The 19,368-nt window shown below is 70.5% G+C and carries 15 protein-coding genes and 1 tRNA gene; 8 read left to right on the top strand and 8 right to left on the bottom strand.

The features are described from left to right. Nucleotides 1-24: 24 nt before the first annotated feature. From FHP06_RS09530 to recR, 4 genes are read left to right on the top strand one after another with little or no spacing between them, the layout of a single operon-like run. Entirely contained in the window at nucleotides 25-993 is a 969-nt protein-coding gene (locus FHP06_RS09530) for an alpha/beta hydrolase (RefSeq protein WP_147686166.1), read from the top strand. Nucleotides 994-1,002: 9 nt separating this feature from the next. Further along, nucleotides 1,003-2,835 carry a DNA polymerase III subunit gamma and tau gene (locus FHP06_RS09525; protein WP_147686164.1) on the top strand — a complete coding sequence of 611 codons (1,833 nt, stop codon included), beginning with the start codon at nucleotides 1,003-1,005 and terminating at the stop codon, nucleotides 2,833-2,835. Beyond that, on the top strand, nucleotides 2,822-5,482 hold the full coding sequence (locus FHP06_RS09520; protein WP_147686162.1) for an aminodeoxychorismate synthase component I: 2,661 nt from the start codon (nucleotides 2,822-2,824) through the stop codon (nucleotides 5,480-5,482). The genes FHP06_RS09525 and FHP06_RS09520 overlap by 14 nt, the downstream gene beginning before the upstream one ends. Nucleotides 5,483-5,491: 9 nt before the next feature. Next, complete coding sequence (gene recR / locus FHP06_RS09515) at nucleotides 5,492-6,091, top strand: recombination mediator RecR (protein WP_147686160.1); 600 nt, start codon at nucleotides 5,492-5,494, stop codon at nucleotides 6,089-6,091. Here the strand turns inward: recR and FHP06_RS09510 are convergent. Beyond that, nucleotides 6,088-6,672 (bottom strand): TetR/AcrR family transcriptional regulator, encoded by a 585-nt coding sequence (locus FHP06_RS09510; RefSeq protein WP_147686158.1) that lies wholly within the window; start codon nucleotides 6,670-6,672, stop codon nucleotides 6,088-6,090. The two genes, recR and FHP06_RS09510, sit on opposite strands and share 4 nt — an antisense overlap. An 85-nt stretch (nucleotides 6,673-6,757) precedes the next feature. Between FHP06_RS09510 and FHP06_RS09505 the strand changes: the two genes are divergently transcribed. Then, a complete protein-coding gene (locus FHP06_RS09505) occupies nucleotides 6,758-7,465 on the top strand; it encodes a flavodoxin family protein (protein WP_147686156.1) in 708 nt (235 codons plus the stop codon). Here the strand turns inward: FHP06_RS09505 and FHP06_RS09500 are convergent. Both FHP06_RS09500 and FHP06_RS09495 read right to left on the bottom strand, forming a co-directional pair. Next, nucleotides 7,462-8,121 carry a class I SAM-dependent methyltransferase gene (locus FHP06_RS09500; protein WP_147686154.1) on the bottom strand — a complete coding sequence of 220 codons (660 nt, stop codon included), beginning with the start codon at nucleotides 8,119-8,121 and terminating at the stop codon, nucleotides 7,462-7,464. The two genes, FHP06_RS09505 and FHP06_RS09500, sit on opposite strands and share 4 nt — an antisense overlap. A 4-nt stretch (nucleotides 8,122-8,125) precedes the next feature. Then, the gene (locus FHP06_RS09495) at nucleotides 8,126-10,273 is read right to left on the bottom strand and encodes an MMPL family transporter (RefSeq protein ID WP_147686152.1); all 2,148 of its coding nucleotides are present in this window, start codon (nucleotides 10,271-10,273) and stop codon (nucleotides 8,126-8,128) included. Between the two features lie 169 nt (nucleotides 10,274-10,442). On the opposite strand from FHP06_RS09495, the gene FHP06_RS09490 reads away from it, so the two are divergent. Together FHP06_RS09490 and FHP06_RS09485 are read left to right on the top strand one after the other, a co-directional pair. Continuing rightward, a complete protein-coding gene (locus FHP06_RS09490; protein ID WP_147686150.1) occupies nucleotides 10,443-11,720 on the top strand; it encodes an aspartate kinase in 1,278 nt (425 codons plus the stop codon). Next, entirely contained in the window at nucleotides 11,717-12,754 is a 1,038-nt protein-coding gene (locus FHP06_RS09485) for an aspartate-semialdehyde dehydrogenase (protein ID WP_147686149.1), read from the top strand. The genes FHP06_RS09490 and FHP06_RS09485 overlap by 4 nt, the downstream gene beginning before the upstream one ends. A 45-nt stretch (nucleotides 12,755-12,799) precedes the next feature. Here FHP06_RS09485 and FHP06_RS09480 read toward each other — a convergent pair whose 3' ends face one another. The 4 genes from FHP06_RS09480 to FHP06_RS09465 all read right to left on the bottom strand — a co-directional run bounded on the left by FHP06_RS09480 (nucleotide 12,800) and on the right by FHP06_RS09465 (nucleotide 16,498). Beyond that, entirely contained in the window at nucleotides 12,800-14,740 is a 1,941-nt protein-coding gene (locus FHP06_RS09480; RefSeq protein WP_147686147.1) for an acetoacetate--CoA ligase, read from the bottom strand. Beyond that, nucleotides 14,737-15,414 carry a hypothetical protein gene (locus tag FHP06_RS09475; protein ID WP_147686145.1) on the bottom strand — a complete coding sequence of 226 codons (678 nt, stop codon included), beginning with the start codon at nucleotides 15,412-15,414 and terminating at the stop codon, nucleotides 14,737-14,739. Before FHP06_RS09475 ends, FHP06_RS09480 begins: the two co-directional genes overlap by 4 nt. A 78-nt stretch (nucleotides 15,415-15,492) precedes the next feature. Further along, nucleotides 15,493-15,569, bottom strand: a tRNA-Pro gene (locus FHP06_RS09470). 11 nt (nucleotides 15,570-15,580) lie between these two features. After that, on the bottom strand, nucleotides 15,581-16,498 hold the full coding sequence (locus FHP06_RS09465) for a metallophosphoesterase (RefSeq protein WP_147686143.1): 918 nt from the start codon (nucleotides 16,496-16,498) through the stop codon (nucleotides 15,581-15,583). Between the two features lie 31 nt (nucleotides 16,499-16,529). Between FHP06_RS09465 and FHP06_RS09460 the strand changes: the two genes are divergently transcribed. Continuing rightward, on the top strand, nucleotides 16,530-16,991 hold the full coding sequence (locus tag FHP06_RS09460) for a GatB/YqeY domain-containing protein (RefSeq protein ID WP_147686141.1): 462 nt from the start codon (nucleotides 16,530-16,532) through the stop codon (nucleotides 16,989-16,991). 6 nt (nucleotides 16,992-16,997) lie between these two features. On the opposite strand, the gene FHP06_RS09455 is transcribed toward FHP06_RS09460, so the two are convergent. Beyond that, nucleotides 16,998-19,217, bottom strand: coding sequence for a transglycosylase domain-containing protein (locus tag FHP06_RS09455; RefSeq protein ID WP_147686139.1), 2,220 nt, complete (start codon nucleotides 19,215-19,217; stop codon nucleotides 16,998-17,000). Nucleotides 19,218-19,368 lie beyond the last annotated feature (151 nt).

The raw sequence follows: 19,368 nt of genomic DNA, 5'->3' as shown, positions 1-19,368 counted from the left end.
TCGACGTACCCATATCCTGCGCGCATGGCGGATTGGCAGCCAGACATCCTCGGTGACGGCTACGAGCAGCAGGTCATCGAGCTGGGCGACGACCCCGACGGCGAGGGGCAGGTCGTCGCGACCCTCGTGCGCCGCGAGCCGCCCGCGAACCCGCAGCGCGCCGTGCTCTACGTCCACGGGTTCACCGACTACTTCTTCCAGAAGGAGCTCGCCGACTTCTTCACCGAGCGCGGGTTCGCGTTCTACGCGCTCGACCTCCGCAAGTGCGGACGGTCCTGGCGCGAGGGCCAGTCGCGGCACTACGTCTCGGACCTCGCGCTCTACGACGCCGAGCTGTCCAAGGCGCTCGCCGCCGTCCGGCACGAGACCGCCGACGCCCCGGTGCTGCTCGCGGCCCACTCCACCGGCGGGCTGATCCTCCCGCTCTGGCTGGACCGCACCCGCCCGGCCGGGGTGAACGGGATGGTGCTGAACAGCCCGTGGTTCGACCTGCAGGGCAAGCCGTGGATGCGGGGCATCGGCACCATGCTGATCCACCTGATGGCCAGGATCCGGCCGTTCGCGGAGATGAGCTTCCTGCCCGACGGCGACGCGTACGGCGCCAGCCTGAGCGTCACGGCCCACGGCGAGTGGGAGTACGACCTGGACTCCAAGCCGCTCGCCGGCTGCCCGGTCCGGTACGGCTGGCTCAGCGCGATCCGACGCGGGCACGCCCGGCTGCACCAGGGGCTCGACGTCGGCGTCCCGTCGCTCGTGCTGCGCTCGACCCGCAGCCAGTCGGCGCTGGCGTGGTCGCCGGAGGTCGAGGGGATGGACCTCGTCCTGGACGTCCGGCAGATCGCGCGCTGGGCCGGCTGCCTGGGCGACGCGGTCACGTCCGTGCCCATCGAGGGCGCCCGTCACGACGTCTTCCTGTCCACGGCGGAGCCGCGGGCCGAGGCGTACCGCCTGGTGGACGCCTGGCTTCGTGACCGTGTCTTGGTCGACGGTTAGGGTCGCACCGTGGACGCACCCCTCGCGCTGTACCGCCGGTACCGGCCGGAGACCTTCGCCGAGGTCATCGGCCAGGAGCACGTCACCGAGCCGCTGCGGCACGCCCTGTCGGCCAACCGCGTGCACCACGCCTACCTGTTCTCCGGACCGCGCGGCTGCGGCAAGACCACCAGCGCCCGCATCCTCGCCCGCGCGCTCAACTGCGAGCAGGCGCCCGTCGCCGAGCCGTGCGGCGAGTGCCGGAGCTGCCGCGACCTCGCCCGCGGCGGCCCCGGCAGCATCGACGTCATCGAGATCGACGCGGCCAGCCACGGCGGCGTCGACGACGCCCGTGACCTGCGCGAACGCGCCTTCTTCGCCCCGGTGAACAGCCGGTACAAGGTGTACATCATCGACGAGGCGCACATGGTGTCGCCGCAGGGCTTCAACGCGCTGCTGAAGCTTGTCGAGGAGCCGCCGCCGCACCTGAAGTTCATCTTCGCCACCACCGAGCCGGACAAGGTCATCGGCACCATCCGCTCGCGCACGCACCACTACCCGTTCCGCCTGGTGCCGCCCAAGGTGCTGGGCGACTACCTGATGGAGCTGTGCGAGCGCGAGGGCGTGAAGCTCGAGCCCAACGCGCTGCCGCTCGTCGTCCGGGCCGGTGCCGGGTCGGTGCGCGACACCCTCAGCGTCCTCGACCAGCTCCTCGGCGGCGCCGGGTCCGACGGGGTCACGTACGACCTCTCGGTCCAGCTGCTCGGCTACACGCCCGACGCGCTGCTCGACGAGGCCATCGACGCCTTTGCGGCCGGCGACGGCGGCACGGTGTTCGGCGTCGTCGACAAGGTGATCGAGTCCGGCCAGGACCCGCGCCGGTTCGCCGAGGACCTCCTGCAGCGGCTCCGCGACCTCGTGATCGTCGCGGCCGTGCCGGACGCCCTCACCACCGGACTGCTCGAAGTGCCGGGCGACCGCGCGGAGCGGCTGCGCGGTCAGGCGGCCGGATTCGGCCCCGCCGAGCTCACCCGGGCCGCCGACATCGTGAACACCGCGCTCGTCGACTTCCGCGGTGCCACCGCGCCCCGCCTCCTGCTCGAGATCATGTGCGCCCGGATCCTCGTCCCCGGCGCCGACCACGGGGCCCTCGGCTTCTCCGCCCGCCTCGACCGCCTCGAGCGCCGCATCGGCATCGACGGGGCCCCTGCGCCGGTGGTTGAGACCGTCGAAGCCACCTCTTCACCTGATCCGGAAGTCCTTTCGACAAGCTCAAGGACCGAGGAAGCGGTCGAGCCTGAGCAGCACACGGTCGTTGAGCCTGTCGAAACGACCCCCGAGCCGGAAGCCGAACTGACGGAGCAGCCCACCGGGGACCTCGGGATCGCCGACGTCCGGCGCCTCTGGCCGGGCGTGCTGGACGCGGTGAAGAACATCAGCCGCTACACGTGGGTGATGCTCAGCCAGAACGCGCAGGTCGTCTCCCGCGACGGCGAGACCCTGACGATCGCGCTGGTCAACGCGGGCGCCCGCGACTCCTTCGTCAGCAAGGGCTCCGGCGACCACCTCCGGCAGGCGCTCGGCGAGGTGCTCGGCGTCTCGTGGCGCATCGAGGCGATCGTCGACCCGTCGGCCGACCCGTCGCGCGACCAGACCCCGGCCGAGGCGCCGGCCCCGAAGACCTCCGGTGTCAAGGCACCCGAGGCGGTGCACGAGGCCATGGCCAAGAAGTCGAGCCCCGCCGAGCGCGAGGACCCTGACGCGGCCGCGCACCCGGACGACCCGGTCGTCGACACCGGCGACGACGACCCGGAGCAGCTGCTTTCGCGCGAGCTGGGAGCCCGCGTCATTGGCGACGACTGACGTCCGCCGCGTCCGGCTCGATCTCGCCCTCGAGCCGCTCGACGTCCTGCGCCGGTTCCGTGGGCGCGACCGGCTGGTCGCCCTGATCGGCGACTGGCACCACGGCGAGGCGCTGATCGCCTTCGACCCGGTCCGGGTCCTCCAGCCCGGCGAGGACCCGTTCGAGGTCGTCGACGATCCCGCACCCCGTCCGGGCCCGGCGTTCGGAGGTGGCTGGATCGGCGTCTGGGGGTACCAGCTCGGCCGCCTCGTCGAGCGGCTGCCGGAGCCGGCGCACCGTCCGGTGCCGCAGCCGCCGGCCCGGCTCGCGTTCTACGACCGCGTCCTCCGCCTGACCGACGGCGTCTGGTGGCTCGAGTCGATCGGACCGGCCGACGACACCGACGTGCTCGACGCCCTGGCGGGGGAGGCGACGTCAGAGTCGTTCGACGTCGGCGCGTTCGCGATGACGCCGTCGCCGGAGAGCCACCGGGCCGCGGTGAGCGAGGCGCTCGAGCACATCCGCGCCGGCGACATCTTCCAGGTCAACCTGTGCGCCCGGCTCGAGGCGTCGTTCGCCGGCGACCCGCTCGACCTGTTCTGCGCCGGCGTCGACGCCCTCGCTCCGGCCTACGCCGCGTTCGTCGACGCCCCCGAGGGTGCGGTCGCGAGCTTCTCGCCCGAGCTGTTCCTCCGCCGCACCGGCGACGAGGTGCTCACGTCGCCGATCAAGGGCACAGCGCCGCTGGACTCGGACCCGGCCGAGCTGGAGGCGTCGGCGAAGGACCGCGCCGAGAACGTGATGATCGTCGACCTGATGCGCAACGACCTCGGCCGGGTGTGCACGCCGGGCAGCGTCCGGGTGCCGGCGCTGGTGCGGGCCGAGCGGCACGCGGTCTGGCACCTGGTGTCGGACGTGGTCGGGCACGTCGCCCACGACGTGCCGTCCTCCGCCCTGCTGCGGGCCACGTTCCCACCCGGCTCGGTGACCGGCGCCCCCAAGGTGCGGGCGATGGAGGTCGCCGCGGCCCTCGAGCCCACCGCGCGCGAGACCTACACCGGCGCGATCGGCCACGTCAGCCCGACCGCCGGCCTGGAGCTGAACGTCGCCATCCGCACCTTCGAGATCGCCGGCGACCGCATCTGGCTCGGCGTCGGCGGCGGCATCGTCGCCGACTCCACCCCGGACGGCGAGTACGCCGAGTGCCTGGTCAAGGCCCGCCCGCTCATCGAAGCCATCGGTGGCCGGCTCGAGGTTTCGACAGGCTCAACCGCCGGTGCCGAGAGAACGGTCCCTGAGCCTGTCGAAAGGACGGGGCGTGCGGACACGCGGCGAGGCGTCTTCGACACCCTCCTCGTGGTGGACGGCCAGGCGATGGACGTCGAGGCGCACGTGGCGAGGCTCGATGCCAGTGTCCGGTCGGTCTACGGCCAGACGGTGCGCGCCGGTCTCGAGGCGGCGGTGCACCGCAAGGCCCGAGGTCTGGCCGGGCGCCACCGGCTGCGCCTCGACGCCGTCCCCTCGGCCGGCGGGGTCGTGGTCTCCATGACGACGGCCACGATCACCGACGACGTCGACGCCTTCCGCCTGGTGCCGCGCGTGGTGCCCGGCGGATGGGGCGCGCACAAGTGGGTCGATCGGGGCCCGTTGGCCCACGACCTGCCCGGGGGTCCCGGCGGGGGTGCCGGACCGTGGGCGGCGATGGGTACCGACCTTCTGGTCCTCGACGACGACGGCAGCGTGCTCGAGACGTCCCGGGCCAACGTGTTCGTCGTCCACGACGACGGCGTTCACACCCCGCCGCTCGACGGACGCATCCTCCCCGGGACGGGCCGGGCGCGCGTGGTCGAGACGCTGATCGGCGCAGGCATCCCGGTGATCCAGCGCCGCCTCACCACCGCCGACCTCACTCGCGCCTCCGAGGTCTTCGTCGCCAACGCCCTGCGTGGAGTCGTGCCGGTCACCGAGGTCGAGGGCGTCGGCACGTGGCCGCCCGGGCCGGTGGCCACCTCGCTCCAGGCCGACACGGTCGCTAGCGGTGGCCCTTCGGTCGCAGAGCTCCCTCCCGCGCCTTCGGCGCTAGGGACCGCGAGGCCGCGAGTCCTGTTCATCGACAACTACGACTCGTTCGTCTTCAACCTGGTGCAGTACGTCCGGGAGCTGGGGGCGTCGGCCGAGGTGGTGCGCAACGACGCGGTCACGGTCGACGAGATCGCGGCGGGCGGCTTCACCCACCTCGTCGTCTCGCCGGGGCCGGGCACACCGTCCGACGCGGGCGTCAGCGTCGAGGCGATCCGCCGCCTCGGCCCCACCCTGCCCGTCCTCGGGGTGTGTCTGGGCCACCAGGCGATCGCGGAGGCCTACGGCGCCGCAGTCGTGCGCGCGACGGAGGTCGTGCACGGCAAGCCGTCGCTCGTGCACCACGACGGAACCGGCGTCTTCGCCGGCCTCCCGACCCCGCTGACCTGCGGCCGCTACCACTCGCTCGTCGTTGACCCGGCCACCCTGCCCGACGACCTCGCGATCACCGCGCGCACCGCGTCGAGGGTCGTGATGGGCCTGCGTCACCGCTCCCATCCCGTCGAAGGCGTCCAGATGCATCCGGAGTCGATCCTGACGGCGCGCGGCCACGACATGCTGGCGAATTTCGTAGGACCCCCCGACTAGGCTGGTCCGGTGTACGACGGCGTGATCCAGGACCTCATCGACGAGCTCGGGCGGCTGCCCGGCGTCGGCCCCAAGAGCGCCCAGCGCATCGCGTTCCACCTGCTCGACGCCGACCCTGACGACGTGAAGCGCCTCGCCGCCGTGCTCACCGAGGTGAAGGCCAAGGTCCACTTCTGCTCGATCTGCGGCAACGTCACCGTCGACACCGAGTGCCGCATCTGCGCGGACCCGCGGCGCGACCCCACCGTGCTCTGCGTGGTGGAGGAGAGCAAGGACGTCGTCGCCATCGAGCGCACACGCGAGTTCCGCGGCCGGTACCACGTGCTCGGCGGCGCCATCTCGCCCATCGCCGGCATCGGCCCGGACCAGCTGCGCATCAAGGAGCTGCTCCAGCGCCTGAACGACGGCACGGTCACCGAGGTCATCATCGCCACCGACCCGAACCTCGAGGGCGAGGCCACGGCCACCTACCTCATCCGCATGCTCAGCCCGCTGGGCCTGCAGGTCTCCAAGCTCGCCAGCGGCCTGCCCGTCGGTGGCGACCTCGAGTACGCCGACGAGCTCACCCTCGGCCGCGCGTTCGAGGGCCGCACGGCCATCTCGTCCTAGGGCATGTCTCCCGGCGGCAGGGTGCCGGGGTGTCCCGGCCGGAGCGCGTCGAACATCAGCGTCAGGTAGCGGGTGCGCAGCGCGTGCGTCATGCCCGGCTTCGACAAGCCGACCACGAGCATCCCGAGCACGTGCGGGATGTCCTCGACCTCGAGGTCCTCGCGGATCTCGCCCTGCGCCTTCGCGGCACGCAGCAGCACGCCGAACGGCTCGCGGTAGCTGGCCAGCAGGTCGTCGGCGAGCTCGGCCGTCAGGCTGAGGCCGTCACCGTCGGCCAGGTCGGCGATGCGCAGCGTGATGTCGATGAGGGTCTCGCGGGGCGAGCCGATCATCTGCGCGGCGTCGAGTCGCGGCACGATCTCCTCCTCGAACACCGCGTGCGTGGCGGCGGCGACGAGGCTCTCCCGGTTCGGGAAGTGGCGGTAGAGGGTAGCGACGCCCAGCTCGGCCTTCGCGGCGATCTCCTCCAGCGACGGCGACCGGCCGGCCGCCAGCTCCACGGCGGCGACGTCGATGATCCGCTGCGCGTTGGTGCGCGCGTCGACCCGCTGGGCACGCGGGCGTGCGATCTCGTGCGTCATCGTTCTCCCTCGATCTGAGAGGAAGCCCTCTCATCGGGGAGCATAGCCCTTGCGCGAGCTCATTCCGGTGCGCCAGCGTGTCGCCATGAGTTCTGCCCCGGAGTTCTCCGGCCTCTCGGCCGTCTTCATCAACGCGACCCTGAAGCGGTCGCCCGAGCCCAGCCACACCGACGGGCTCGTGACCAAGAGCGCCGACATCATGCGCAGCCACGGTGTCGACGTCACGACCATCCGCGCGATCGACCACGACATTGCGACCGGCGTCTACCCCGACATGACCGAGCACGGCTGGGAGGTCGACGCCTGGCCGGAGATCCTCGAGCAGGTCATGGCGGCGAACATCCTCGTGCTGGCCGGACCCATCTGGCTCGGCGACAACAGCAGCATCATGAAGCAGGTCATCGAGCGGCTGTACTCGGCGTCGAGCCTGCTCAACGACGACGGCCAGTACGCCTTCTACGGCCGGGTCGGCGGTTGCCTGATCACCGGCAACGAGGACGGGATCAAGCACTGCGCGATGAACGTCCTGTACTCGATGCAGCACGTCGGCTTCACCATCCCGCCGCAGGCCGACGCCGGCTGGATCGGCGAGGCCGGGCCCGGCCCGTCCTACCTCGACCCGGGCTCCGGCGGACCCGAGAACGACTTCACGAACCGGAACACGACGTTCATGACGTACAACCTGATGCACCTCGCGGTCATGCTCCGCGACGGCATCCCGGCGTACGGCAACCAGCGCACCGTCTGGGACGACGGCGTGCGGGACTACACGCACAACCCCGAGTACCGCTAGCGGCGCAGCGTTCCCACCCAGATCTGGCCGCCCTCGCCGCGAGGGGAGGGCCGGACCTGGAGGTCCGCGAGCGTCACGTCGTCGCCGGCGAACGACTCCATCTCGGCCCGATCGAGCAGCCAGGGCGGGCCGTCGTCCGGGTCGGCGTCGCCGCGCACGAACTGCACGACCACCGCGGTGCCACCCGGGGCGAGCAGCCGCCGGATGCCCGCGGTGGCCTGCGACCGGACGCTCGGCGGCATGGCCTGCACGGTGAACACCTCGACGACGAGGTCGAACGCGCCGACCAGGTCGTCGGAGAGCTCGAGCAGGTTGCCCTCGCGATAGTGGACCGACGACTCCGGGTAGCGCTGCCGGGCCAGCCAGACCGCCGACGCGGAGATGTCGAACGCCACGGTGTCCCAGCCGGCCCGCGCGAGCGCCTCGGCGTCAGCACCCAGAGCTGCACCGACGACGACGGCACGCCGTCCCGCGCCCCGGCCGAGCGAGGCCACGAAGTCGGCGACGTCCGGGAACGGGTCCGTGCGGTCCCACGGCAGGTCGACCTCGTCGCGCTCCTCCGTGGCCCAGAGCTCCTCGACCCACCGCGTCGGCTCGCCCCGGTGCTCCGCGGCGAGCCGGTCCGCGGCGCGGCCCCAGCTGCGATCGTCCGTCATCGGGCTAGACCCGCGACTCCTGCAGCTCGTCGGTCGGCGGCGGGGTGCCCGCGGCGCCTTGGTCGAGCCGGCTCGGCCACCAGATCTTGTTGCCCAGATCGAGGTTGAGCGCGGTGACCAGCACCGACCGGACGATCATCGTGTCGAGCAGCACGCCCAGCGCCACGGCGACACCCAGCTCGGCCAGGAAGACCAGCGGGATGGTGCCGAGCACCAGGAACGTGGCCGCCAGGACCAGGCCGGCCGACGTGATGACGCCGCCGGTGGACGACAGCGCGATCAGCGAGCCCTTGCGGGTGTCGTGGTTGATGGTCTCCTCGCGGACCCGGGTCATCAGGAAGATGTTGTAGTCGATGCCCAGCGCGACGAGGAACACGAACACGAACAGCGGGAACCCGGGGTCGGACCCGGCGAAGTCGAAGACGTGCTTGAACAGCAGCGCCGACAGACCGAGCGCGGCACCGAACGACAGCACCACCGTGGCGATCAGCACCAGCGGCGCGACCAGGGCCCGCAGCAGCACCATCAGGATGATGAGCACGACGGCCAGGACGATCGGGATGATCACCTTGCTGTCGCGGATCGACGCGTCCTTGGTGTCGAGGTAGAAGGCTGAGCCGCCGCCCACCCTCGCGTCGGCGCCCTTCACGTCGTGCGCCGCGGCGCGGGTGTTCTCGACGATGTCGAACGCCGCCGTGGACGAGATGTCCTCGCCGATGGTGGCCTCGAAGTAGCTCCGGCCGTGGCCGATCTCCTTGACCGCGGTGGGCGCACCGAGGCCGTCGACCGAGGCGATCGCGTCCTCGACCGCCGGGATGCGGTCGGTCTTGGCCGTGATCTGCACCGTGTTGGAGCTGTCGGACAGCCCGTGGTCGGTGAGCAAGAGCTGGCCCTTGATCGAGTCGAACTTCTTCGTGTAGCTGTCCTCGGTGGACAGGCCGGACGTGTTGAGCGAGAACAGGCCGAGGCAGGCGGCCGCGAGCAGGAGGGCCGTGACCGACCAGACCGCCCGGGGACGGACGCTGATCCGCTCGCCGACCTTGGCCCACAGGCCCGTGGTGTTGGGCTCGTGCGAGCCGAAGCCGGGGCGCTTGGGCCAGAAGATCCAGCGGCCGACGATGACGAGCAGCGCCGGCAGCAGCGTGACCATGACCAGGAACGTGATGGCGACGCCGATCGCCAGCACCGGTCCGAGACCGGCCGTGGAGTTCAGCTCGGCGAACGAGAGGCAGAGCATGCCGACGACGACGGTGGCCGCGCTGGCCAGGATGGCGGGCGCCGCGCGGTGCAGTGCGAACGCCATCGCCTCGTGCCGGTCGTCGTGCCGACGGAGCTCCTCCCGGTATCGCGCGACGAGCAGCAGCGCGTAGTCGGTGCCCGCGCCGATGACGAGGATGCCGAGGATGGCCTGGCTCTGCCCGTTGACCGTCAGGTCGGCGTACTTGGCGAGCAGGTAGACCACGCCCGCGGACACGTTGTACGCGAACACCGCGCTGAGGATCGGCAGCAGCCAGAGGATCGGGCTGCGGTAGGTGAACAGCAGGATCACGATCACGACGCCGAGCGTGATGAAGATCAGGTTCGTGTCGATGCCCTCGAACGCCTCCGCCGCGTCGGCCGCTTGGCCGCCGTAGCCGGCCAGGTGGACGGTGACGCCCGGGATCTTCGCGATGTCGCGGATCTCGTCGGCCGCGTCGGGGATGTCGTTCCACCCGTTCGTGCCGAAGTTGAACGTCAGGTAGAGGTAGCCCACCTGTCCGTCGTCGGACACGAGCGTGGGCGCGGGCTGGCCCGAGGAGGCGAGGGCGCGCGCCGCGTTGGGCGTGAGCACGCCGGCCTTGGTGACGCCGTCGATCTCGCGGATCTCGGCGGCCTGCTCGTCCATGGCGGCGAGGTCGTCGGCGGTGAGTCCGGAGGACCGGTGGTACACGACGAGCGTGGGGATGTCGTTGGGGCTGACGGTGCCCGTGAGCTCCTCGACGACCTTCGTGGACTCGGCCGACTGCGGCAGCCAGGACGAGGCCTCGTTGTTCTGGACGTCGATGAGCTTGGCGCCCAGCGGGGCCGTGCCCATGAGGAGCACCACCCAGAAGGCGAGCACGATCCACTTGGTGGCGCGGCCGGTGAGCTTTCCGGCGATCTGACGATGCATGGCAGGAATTCTGGCAGCATCCACTGACGGAATGCCTTCTTGATTTCTGCTCGAAACGGATTCGGCAGAATCTCGTGGTCTCCCGGCGGTTCCGGCCCGGTAGACTGGTGTGGCCTGGTCAGCGCCGCCCGGGCTGACCAGTGTTGATTCCCACCCCCGAGGATTTCCCGTGGGCATTGTCGTGCAGAAGTACGGCGGCTCCTCCGTGGCGGACGCCACGAGCATCAAGAGGGTCGCCCAGCGCATCGTGGCGACCAAGAAGGCCGGCCACGACGTCGTCGTGGTCGTGTCGGCCATGGGCGACACCACGGACGACCTCATCGACCTCGCGAACGAGGTCTCGCCGCTTCCCCCGGGCCGCGAGCTCGACATGCTCCTCACCGCCGGTGAGCGCATCTCGATGGCGCTCCTCGCGATGGCCATCGGCAACCTCGGCCAGGAGGCTCGCTCGTTCACGGGCTCGCAGGCCGGCGTGATCACCGACGCCGAGCACGGCCGCGCCAAGATCATCGACGTCACGCCGGGGCGCCTGCAGGCCGCGCTCGACGACGAGGCCATCGCCATCGTCGCCGGCTTCCAGGGCGTCTCGCAGACCACCAAGGACATCACCACGCTCGGACGCGGCGGCTCCGACACCACGGCCGTCGCCCTGGCCACGGCGCTCGGTGCCGACGTCTGCGAGATCTACTCCGACGTCGATGGCATCTTCACCGCCGACCCCCGCATCGTGCCCAACGCCCGCCAGATCCCGCGGCTCTCCTACGAGGAGACGCTGGAGATGGCGGCCAACGGCGCCAAGATCCTGCACCTGCGGTGCGTCGAGTACGCGCGCCGCTACGACATGCCCATCCACGTCCGCTCGTCGTTCTCCGACAAGCCCGGCACGTGGGTCGTGGCAGCCGACGACGTCCTGAAGGACACCACCATGGAACAAGCCATCATCTCCGGAGTCGCGCACGATCGCAGCGAGGCCAAGATCACCGTCGTCGGCGTGCCCGACAAGGTCGGTGAGGCCGCGGCCATCCTGCGCGCGCTCGGCGACGCCCAGATCAACATCGACATGATCGTGCAGAACGTCTCGGCCGCGGCCACGGCGCTCACGGACATCTCGTTCACCCTGCCGCGCGCCGACGGCCAGACCGCCATGACGGCGCTGGCCCGGCTGAAGGACCAGGTCGGGTTCGAGCGGCTCCAGTACGACGACAGCGTCGGGAAGGTGTCGATCGTCGGCGCCGGCATGCGCTCGTCACCGGGCATCACCGCCACGTTCTTCGAGGCGCTCGCCTCGGCCGGCGTGAACATCGAGATGATCTCCACCTCGGAGATCCGGATCTCGGTCGTCGTGGCCGAGAACCAGGTCGACGCCGCCGTCAACGCCGCCCACGAGGCGTTCGAGCTCGGCTCGGACGAGGTCGAGGCCGTGGTCTACGGAGGGACGGGCCGATGAAGCTCGGAGTCGTCGGTGCCACCGGACAGGTCGGCGCCGTCATGCGTCAGCTTCTCGCCGAGCGCGACTTCCCGGCCGACGAGGTGCGGTTCTTCGCGTCCGCCCGCTCGGCCGGCAAGACGCTGCCCTGGAAGGGGGGCGAGATCGTCGTCGAGGACGCCGAGACCGCCGACCCGTCCGGGCTCGACGTCGCGCTGTTCTCCGCCGGCGCCACGATGTCGCGCGTCCAGGCGCCCCGTTTCGCCGAGGCCGGCGTGACGGTCATCGACAACTCGTCGGCGTTCCGCAAGGACCCGTCGATCCCGCTCGTGGTCAGCGAGGTCAACCCGCACGACATCCCCGCGGGCGACGGACCCGGTGGCCGCGGCATCATCGCGAACCCCAACTGCACCACCATGGCCGCGATGCCGGTGCTCAAGCCGCTGCACGACGAGGCGGGCCTCGCGCGGCTCGTCGTCGCGTCGTACCAGGCGGTCTCGGGCTCGGGCCTCGCCGGCGTCGAGGAGCTGCACTCGCAGGCCCTCGCCGTCGTCGACAAGGCGGACGCCCTCACGCACGACGGCTCCGCCGTGCAGTTCCCGGAGCCGGTCAAGTACGTCGCGCCCATCGCGTTCAACGTCCTGCCGATGGCGGGCACGATCGTCGACGACGGGCTGGGCGAGACCGACGAGGAGCAGAAGCTCCGGCACGAGAGCCGCAAGATCCTCGGCATCCCCGAGCTCCTGGTCGCCGGCACGTGCGTGCGCGTCCCGGTGTTCACCGGTCACTCGATGTCGATTCACGCGCAGTTCGACCGGCCCATCACGCCCGAGCGCGCCACCGAGATCCTCGGCAGCGCGCCCGGCGTCCGGCTCGTCGACGTGCCCACGCCGCTGCAGGTCGCCGGCACCGACCCGAGCCTGGTCGGCCGCATCCGTCAGGACCACTCGGTCCCCGACGGCACCGGCCTCGTGCTGTTCGTGAGCGGCGACAACCTGCGCAAGGGCGCCGCGCTCAACACGATCCAGATCGCGGAGCTCCTGCTTTCCCGTTGAGCGTGACACTTTCGCCCTGTTTCTCGCCGAAACTGGGCGAAAACGTCACTGCCAGCGGGAGCGGAGCTCGACGAAGACGTCGAGCGACGTGGGATCGGTCAGGGCGCCCTTGGCGGCGGCCTGCTCGATGGAGGCGCCGCGCAGGATCTTCTTGACCGGTACCTCGAGCTTCTTGCCGGACAGCGTGCGGGGGAGGACCGGCACGGCGTGCACGGCGTCGGGCACGTGGCGGGGCGACAGGCGGGTGCGCAGCTCACGGGCGATGGATGACGTGAGCTCGTCGTCGAGCGTCGCGCCCTCGGCGAGCACGACGAACAGCAGCAGGTTGCCGGCGCCGCCCTCGTCGTCCTCGAGGTGCACGACGAGGCTGTCGGCGACCTCGGGCAGCGACTCGACGACGGCGTAGAACTCCGACGTGCCCAGGCGGACGCCGCCGCGGTTCAGGGTGGCGTCGCTGCGGCCGGTGACGATGCAGGTGCCGCGGTCGGTGATGGTGATCCAGTCGCCGTGCCGCCAGACGCCGGGGTACTCCTCGAAGTAGGACTCGCGGTACCGGCTGCCGTCGGCGTCGCCCCAGAAGCTGACCGGCATGGACGGCATCGGGCGGGTGATGACCAGCTCCCCGGTCTCGCCGACGACGGAGCGGCCGGTGTCGTCGAACGCGTCTACGGCGCAGCCGAGGGCGCGGCACGAGATCTCGCCGGCGTAGACCGGGACGGTGGGGGCCGCGCCGACGAACGCCGAGCAGACGTCGGTGCCGCCGGAGACCGAGCCGAGCTGCAGGTCGTCGCCCACGGCGTCGTAGACCCAGCGGAACCCTTCGGCGGGCAGCGGAGCGCCGGTGGACCCGACGGCGCGCAGGGACGAGAGGTCCGCGACGTCGCGCGGGCGCAGGCCCTCCTTGCGGCACTGCAGCAGGAACGGGGCCGACGTGCCGAAGTAGGTGACGTCGAGCTCGTCGGCGAGGTGCCAGAGCATCGACAGGTCGGGGTGGCCCGGGTTGCCGTCGAACATGACGATCGTGGACCCGACGCCGAGGCCGGAGACCAAGTAGTTCCACATCATCCAGCCGGTGGTGGAGAACCAGAAGAACGTGTCGTCAGGTCCGAGGTTGCTCTGCAGCGCCAGGGTCTTCAGGTGCTCGACCGTGATGCCGCCGTGGCCGTGCACGATCGGCTTCGGCAGGCCGGTGGTGCCGGAGGAGAACAGCACGTAGAGCGGCGCGTCGAACGGGAGCCGGTCGAACGTGAGCGGCGCCGACTCGGCGGTGAGGTTCGCCCACGTGATCGCGCCGTCCGGGGTCGGGGAGTCCGCGTCGAGGTACGGCAGGTGGACGACGGTGCGCAGGCTCGGCAGCTGCGCGTGGATGGCGGCCACCTCGTCGCGCCGGTCGACGTCCTTGGCGCCGTACCGGTAGCCGTCGACCGCGAGCAGCAGGGTGGGCTCGATCTGCTGCCACCGGTCGATGACGCTCTGCACGCCGAACTCCGGTGCGCACGAGCTGAACACGGCGCCGAGGCTCACGGCGGCCAGCATCAGCACGAGCGTCTCGGGGATGTTCGGCGCGTAGGCGGCCACGCGGTCGCCGCGGCCGACGCCCGCACGCACGAGACCGGCCCGGGCGCGTGCCACCTGGTCGCGGAGCTCGGCCGCCGTCAGCCGGACCTCGTCGCGCGACTGCGACCGTCCGACGACCACGACGTCGTCGTCGGCCCGGCCCGGCAGGCGGAGCATCGCCTCGGCGTAGTTGAGCCGGACGTTCGGGAACCAGCGCGCCCCCGGCATCGCGTCGTCGGCGAGCGCCGGGACGGGCTCGCCGACGGCGGGAACGTCGAAGTGGCGCCAGACCGCCTGCCAGAACCCCTCGAGGTCGTCGACGGACCACTGCCAGAGCTCCGGGTACGACGAGGCCTGCGGCCGGGCCTCCTGGGCGAAGGCGTCGAGCCGCGTCCCGCCGTCCGGCGGTGTCCAGAGAATTTCCGTCATCGTTGCTCGGTGGGCTGGTTGACGGCGAACGTCACCAGCCGCTCGGCCGCGGCGAACATCAGCGCCCCGAGCACGGGGAGCAGGATCCACGCCGCCTGGCTCTGCGCCGGCTCTAGGAACGCGATCAGGATGACCACGAACACCAGGACGACACCGAGGAAGCTGGTCAGTCGCGGCTGCTCCACGCCGAACCCGTCGAGCAGGAGCTCGCCGAGGAAGAACGCGACGAACGCGACGACCACGAGGGCCAGCCCGCCCCAGCCGCCGCCTGACGACGTGCCGCGCGTCGCCGTGAACAGCTCGGCCGACGCCCACCCGAGGAGCACCGCGACCAGGCCGACGAACAGTCCGCTGATCAGCGCCGCCTGCCACCCGACCAGGTGGGGGAGGCGCAGTCGGCGCAGCGCGTCCCAGCCGTTGGCCAGGCCGTCGCGGACGACGTCGCGTGCGTCGAGCAGCCGGTCGGTGACCCCGTGGGCGGCGCCCGCGCCGCGGGTCCGCACCGACGACAGGTCGATCGAGGGGCGCTTGACGGTCTTCTTCGGCGGTGCCGCGGCCGTGGCCTTCGGCGGTGCCGGGCGGGTGCCGGTGGAGATCGTGGAGGCCGGCCGCACGACGGTCTTCTTGACGACCTTCTTCACGACTTTCTTGGTGGGACGCGGCTCCTCGACCATGCGGTCAGTCTTTCACAGGGGAGGTCGCCCGCCCGCCGCTGCAGATTGCGATCCGGCTACGAGAGCGTCAGGAGAAACTGGTCGGGGTGACAGGATTTGAACCTGCGGCCTCGTCGTCCCGAACGACGCGCGCTACCAAGCTGCGCCACACCCCGTGGCTGGTGCCCTACGCGGGCAACCCGAGGGAGTCTATCCCAGTGAGCGTGAGCAGAGTTGCCTCGGGGCGGCAGGCGAAGCGGACCGGCGCGTAGGGCGACGTGCCGAGGCCCGCGGAGACGTGCAGCCACGACGGGTCGTGCCCGCCGACCTGGTGCTGGTGCAGGCCCTTGGCGCGTGCCGGGTCGAGGTCGCAGTTGGTGACGATGGCGCCCTTGAACGGGATGCAGAGCTGTCCGCCGTGGGTGTGACCGGCGAGGATCAGCGGGTAGCCGAGCGCGTTCCAGCGGTCGAGCACGCGCAGGTACGGGGCGTGCGCGACGCCGATGGCGAGGTCGGCGGTCGTGTCGGCCGGCTCCTCGTCGAGCTCGTCGTAGCCGAGGTGCGGGTCGTCGACGCCGACGAACGCGAGACGACGTCCGGCCACCTCGACGTCGGCGTGGCGGTTGGAGAGGTCGACCCATCCGCGCGCCTCGAACGCCCGGCGCATCTCCCGGAACGGCAGGTCCATGTAGCGGTTCCAGGAGCCGGACGCCTCGACCCCCGTGCCACCGGTCAGGTAGCGGCCGGGGTTCTTCAGCTTCGGGGCGAAGTAGTCGTTGGAGCCGAACACGAAGACGCCCGGCAGGTCGAGCAGGTCGCCATAGGCGTCCAGGACCGGTGGCAGCGCGTCGACGTGCGCGAGGTTGTCACCGGTGTTGACCACGAGGTCGGGCTCGAGCTCTGCGAGCCCGCGCAGCCAGCCCTGCTTGCGGTGCTGCGTCGGCGTCATGTGCACGTCGGACAGGTGCAGAACCCGCAGCGGTGCGGACCCCGGCGCCAGCACCGGCACGGTCGCCTCCCGCAGCGTGAACGCCCGCACCTCGTAGATCGCCGAGTACGCCAGACCGGCCAGCGCGGCTCCGAAGGTCCAGGCGAGCGGTCGCATACGACCACCCTACGGGCCCTAGGCTGAGGGCATGTCTGAGCTCAAGGACCGCCTCCGCGCCGATCTCACCGCCTCGATGAAGGCCCGTGACTCGCTGCGCTCGGGCACCCTCCGCATGGTGCTCACGGCCATCACGAACGCCGAGGTCGCCGGCAAGGAGGCCAAGGAGCTCACCGACGACGACGTCATCGGCGTGCTCACCTCCGAGGCCAAGAAGCGGCGCGAGGCGTCTGAGGCGTTCGACGCCGGCAACCGTCCCGAGCTCGCCGCCAAGGAGCGGGAGGAGTCGGCGATCATCGCCGAGTACCTGCCCGCGCAGCTCGGCGAGGACGAGATCCGCGAGATCGTCACCGCCGCGATCGAGTCCACCGGCTCTGCGGGCGCGGGCATGAAGGCGATGGGTGCTGTGATGGGCGTCGTGCAGCCTCAGGTCAAGGGTCGCGCCGACGGTGGCACCGTGGCCGCCGAGGTCAAGCGCCAGCTCGGAGCCTGACGACCGTCAGTGCGGGTCCGGCGGGTTGATGATGATGCCGCCGCCGTGTCCGTTGCCGTTGTTGCCGTCTCCCGGGGGTCGTTCCTCGTTGGTGTCCGGCTTCTTCTTCTTGGGCTCGGGCCGCGGCTCGCGCTCCGGCGGCGGGTCGAACGCCACCGGACTGAGGTAGTCCTGGATGACGCCCATGGCGATCTTCCACATCGGGCCGGCCAGCGAGCTACCCCCGGCACGAGCGAAGCTCACGGGAACTCCTCGTAGCGTCACTCCGGCCAGGGACCGCGGCTTGCCCTTGGAGTCGACGCCGGCGATCATCGACGCGGCAACCAGCTCGGGCGTGTAACCCATGTACCAGACGGACTTGTTGTCGTTGGTGGTACCGGTCTTGGCGGCCGACGGGATGCGCAGCGCTGTGCCGTTGCTGTAACCGAATCCACCGGGCTTCTGCAGTCCCGTGAGGATGTCGTTGATCTGCGCAGCGACGTCCTTGTCCATCGCCCGATCGCACTGCTTGGTGTACTTCTTGATGACCTTGCGGTTCTGGTCGACGATCTGGTCGACCGGCATCGGCTCGCAGTAGATCCCGCCGGATGCCGGTGTGGCGTACGCCGCGGCCATGTCCAGTGGGCTCACGTACGTGACGCCCAGGGTGAACGGACCGACGACGTCTGTGAAGTGATCCTTGGAGTCGGTGTCGACCGGGATGCCCATCGACTGAGCAGCCTTGACGGTGTTGCACAGCCCGGCATCACGTTCGAGCTGGGCGAAGTAGGTGTTCACCGATTGACGGGTTCCTCGGTACATGTTGAACGTGCCGGCGCCCGTCGAGTTCTTGACGGGCCAATCGCCGACGCCCCCACCTTCGCAGTCGAAGTACGTGCCGGCTCTCATGAGCAGGTTCTGCGGTGACTTGTAGGTCTTGGAGACCGGGATGCCCTTCTTCAACGCTGCAGCGACCGTGAACATCTTGAACGTCGACCCGGCCTGGAATCCCACGGAGTCGCCGTACCTGGTCGGCACCGAGTAGTCGATGAACGACTGGCCCTTCTTCTTGTTGCGGCCCATCGGCTTGGACTGCGCGATGCCCCGGACCTTGCCGGTGCCAGGCTCGACGAGGGCCATCGAGCCAATCGCCTTGTCCTTCGCGCCGACGGTGGACGTCACGGCCTTGTTGATGGCCTTCTGCATCCGGACGTCGATGTTGGTCTTGATGGTCAGGCCGCCGCGCTCCAGCCGGGCCTGACGTTCCTTGAGCGTCGCGCCGAGCGCCGGCTCTCGGAGGAGGTAGCGCCGGATGTAGTCGCAGGAGAACTCCGCCTTCGACGCGACGCAACCGTTCGGGAAGCTCTTGATCTTCAGCCCGAGGGGCTTGGCCATCAGGTCCTCGGCCTGGTCGCTGGGCAGCTTGCCGAGCCGCTCCATCACCTGCAGCACGGTGTTGCGACGCTGGAGGGCCCGCTCCGGGTAGATGCGCGGGTCGAACTCCACGGGGTTCTTCACCAGACCCGCGAGCGTGGCCGCCTGCAGGGTGTTGAGCTTGTCGGGGCTGACCGAGAAGTAGTGGTACGCGGCCGACCGGATGCCGTAGGCGCCGTCGCCGAAGTAGGCGATGTTGAAGTAGCGCTCCAGGATCTCCTTCTTGGTGTGCTCACGCTCGTAGGCGATGGCCAGCTTCAGCTCGCGGATCTTGCGAGCCGTGGACTTGGCGGTGGCCGCGCGCACCTGCTCCTTGGTGGTGGCCTGCTGCACGAGCGTCAGCTTCACGAGCTGCTGCGTGATGGACGAGCCGCCCTGGGTCTGGCCGTCCGACGCGTTGTTGACCAGGGCGCGCAGCGTGCCCTTGAGGTCGAGGGCGCCGTGCTCGTAGAAGCGGTTGTCCTCGATGGACAGGAGCGCCTCCTGCATGATCGGCGCGATGCCCTCGAGCGGCACGTCCTGCCGGTTCTCTTGGTAGAAGTACGCGAGCAGGCTGCCGTCGGACGCGAGCAGTCGCGTGGTCTGCGGGTTCGGCTGGACCTGCAGCTCCAGCGGCAGGTCGACAAGGTCGTTGCTGACGTTGTTGGCGGTGACCGCCATGAACGCGACGCCGGGCACGAGCACCGCCGCGACGACGACGCCGGCCAGGGCCGCGAGGCGCGTGATCGAGAACAGGATCGACCCCGTGCTGTCGTGGACGGGCTCGTTCTGCACCGTCTTGCGCACGGAGTCAGCGAGATCGTCCCAGGACATGGACCAAGGTTACGTGACGTTTCTGCTGCTCTCACGGTGCGCGGGAGCGCAGCGTCGGTAGCCCGAAAGGACTATCGAGATTTGGCCCGTCCGTGTCTGACCCCATACGCCCCAAATTCTTAGGTTGTTCACACGTATCACTTTCGGCTCA

Source organism: Aeromicrobium terrae (assembly GCF_008039565.1).
Classification (GTDB): Bacteria; Actinomycetota; Actinomycetes; order Propionibacteriales; family Nocardioidaceae; genus Aeromicrobium; species Aeromicrobium terrae.
The sequence above is the reverse complement of the archived record's forward strand: the minus strand, read 5'-3'. Positions and strand labels throughout refer to the sequence as shown.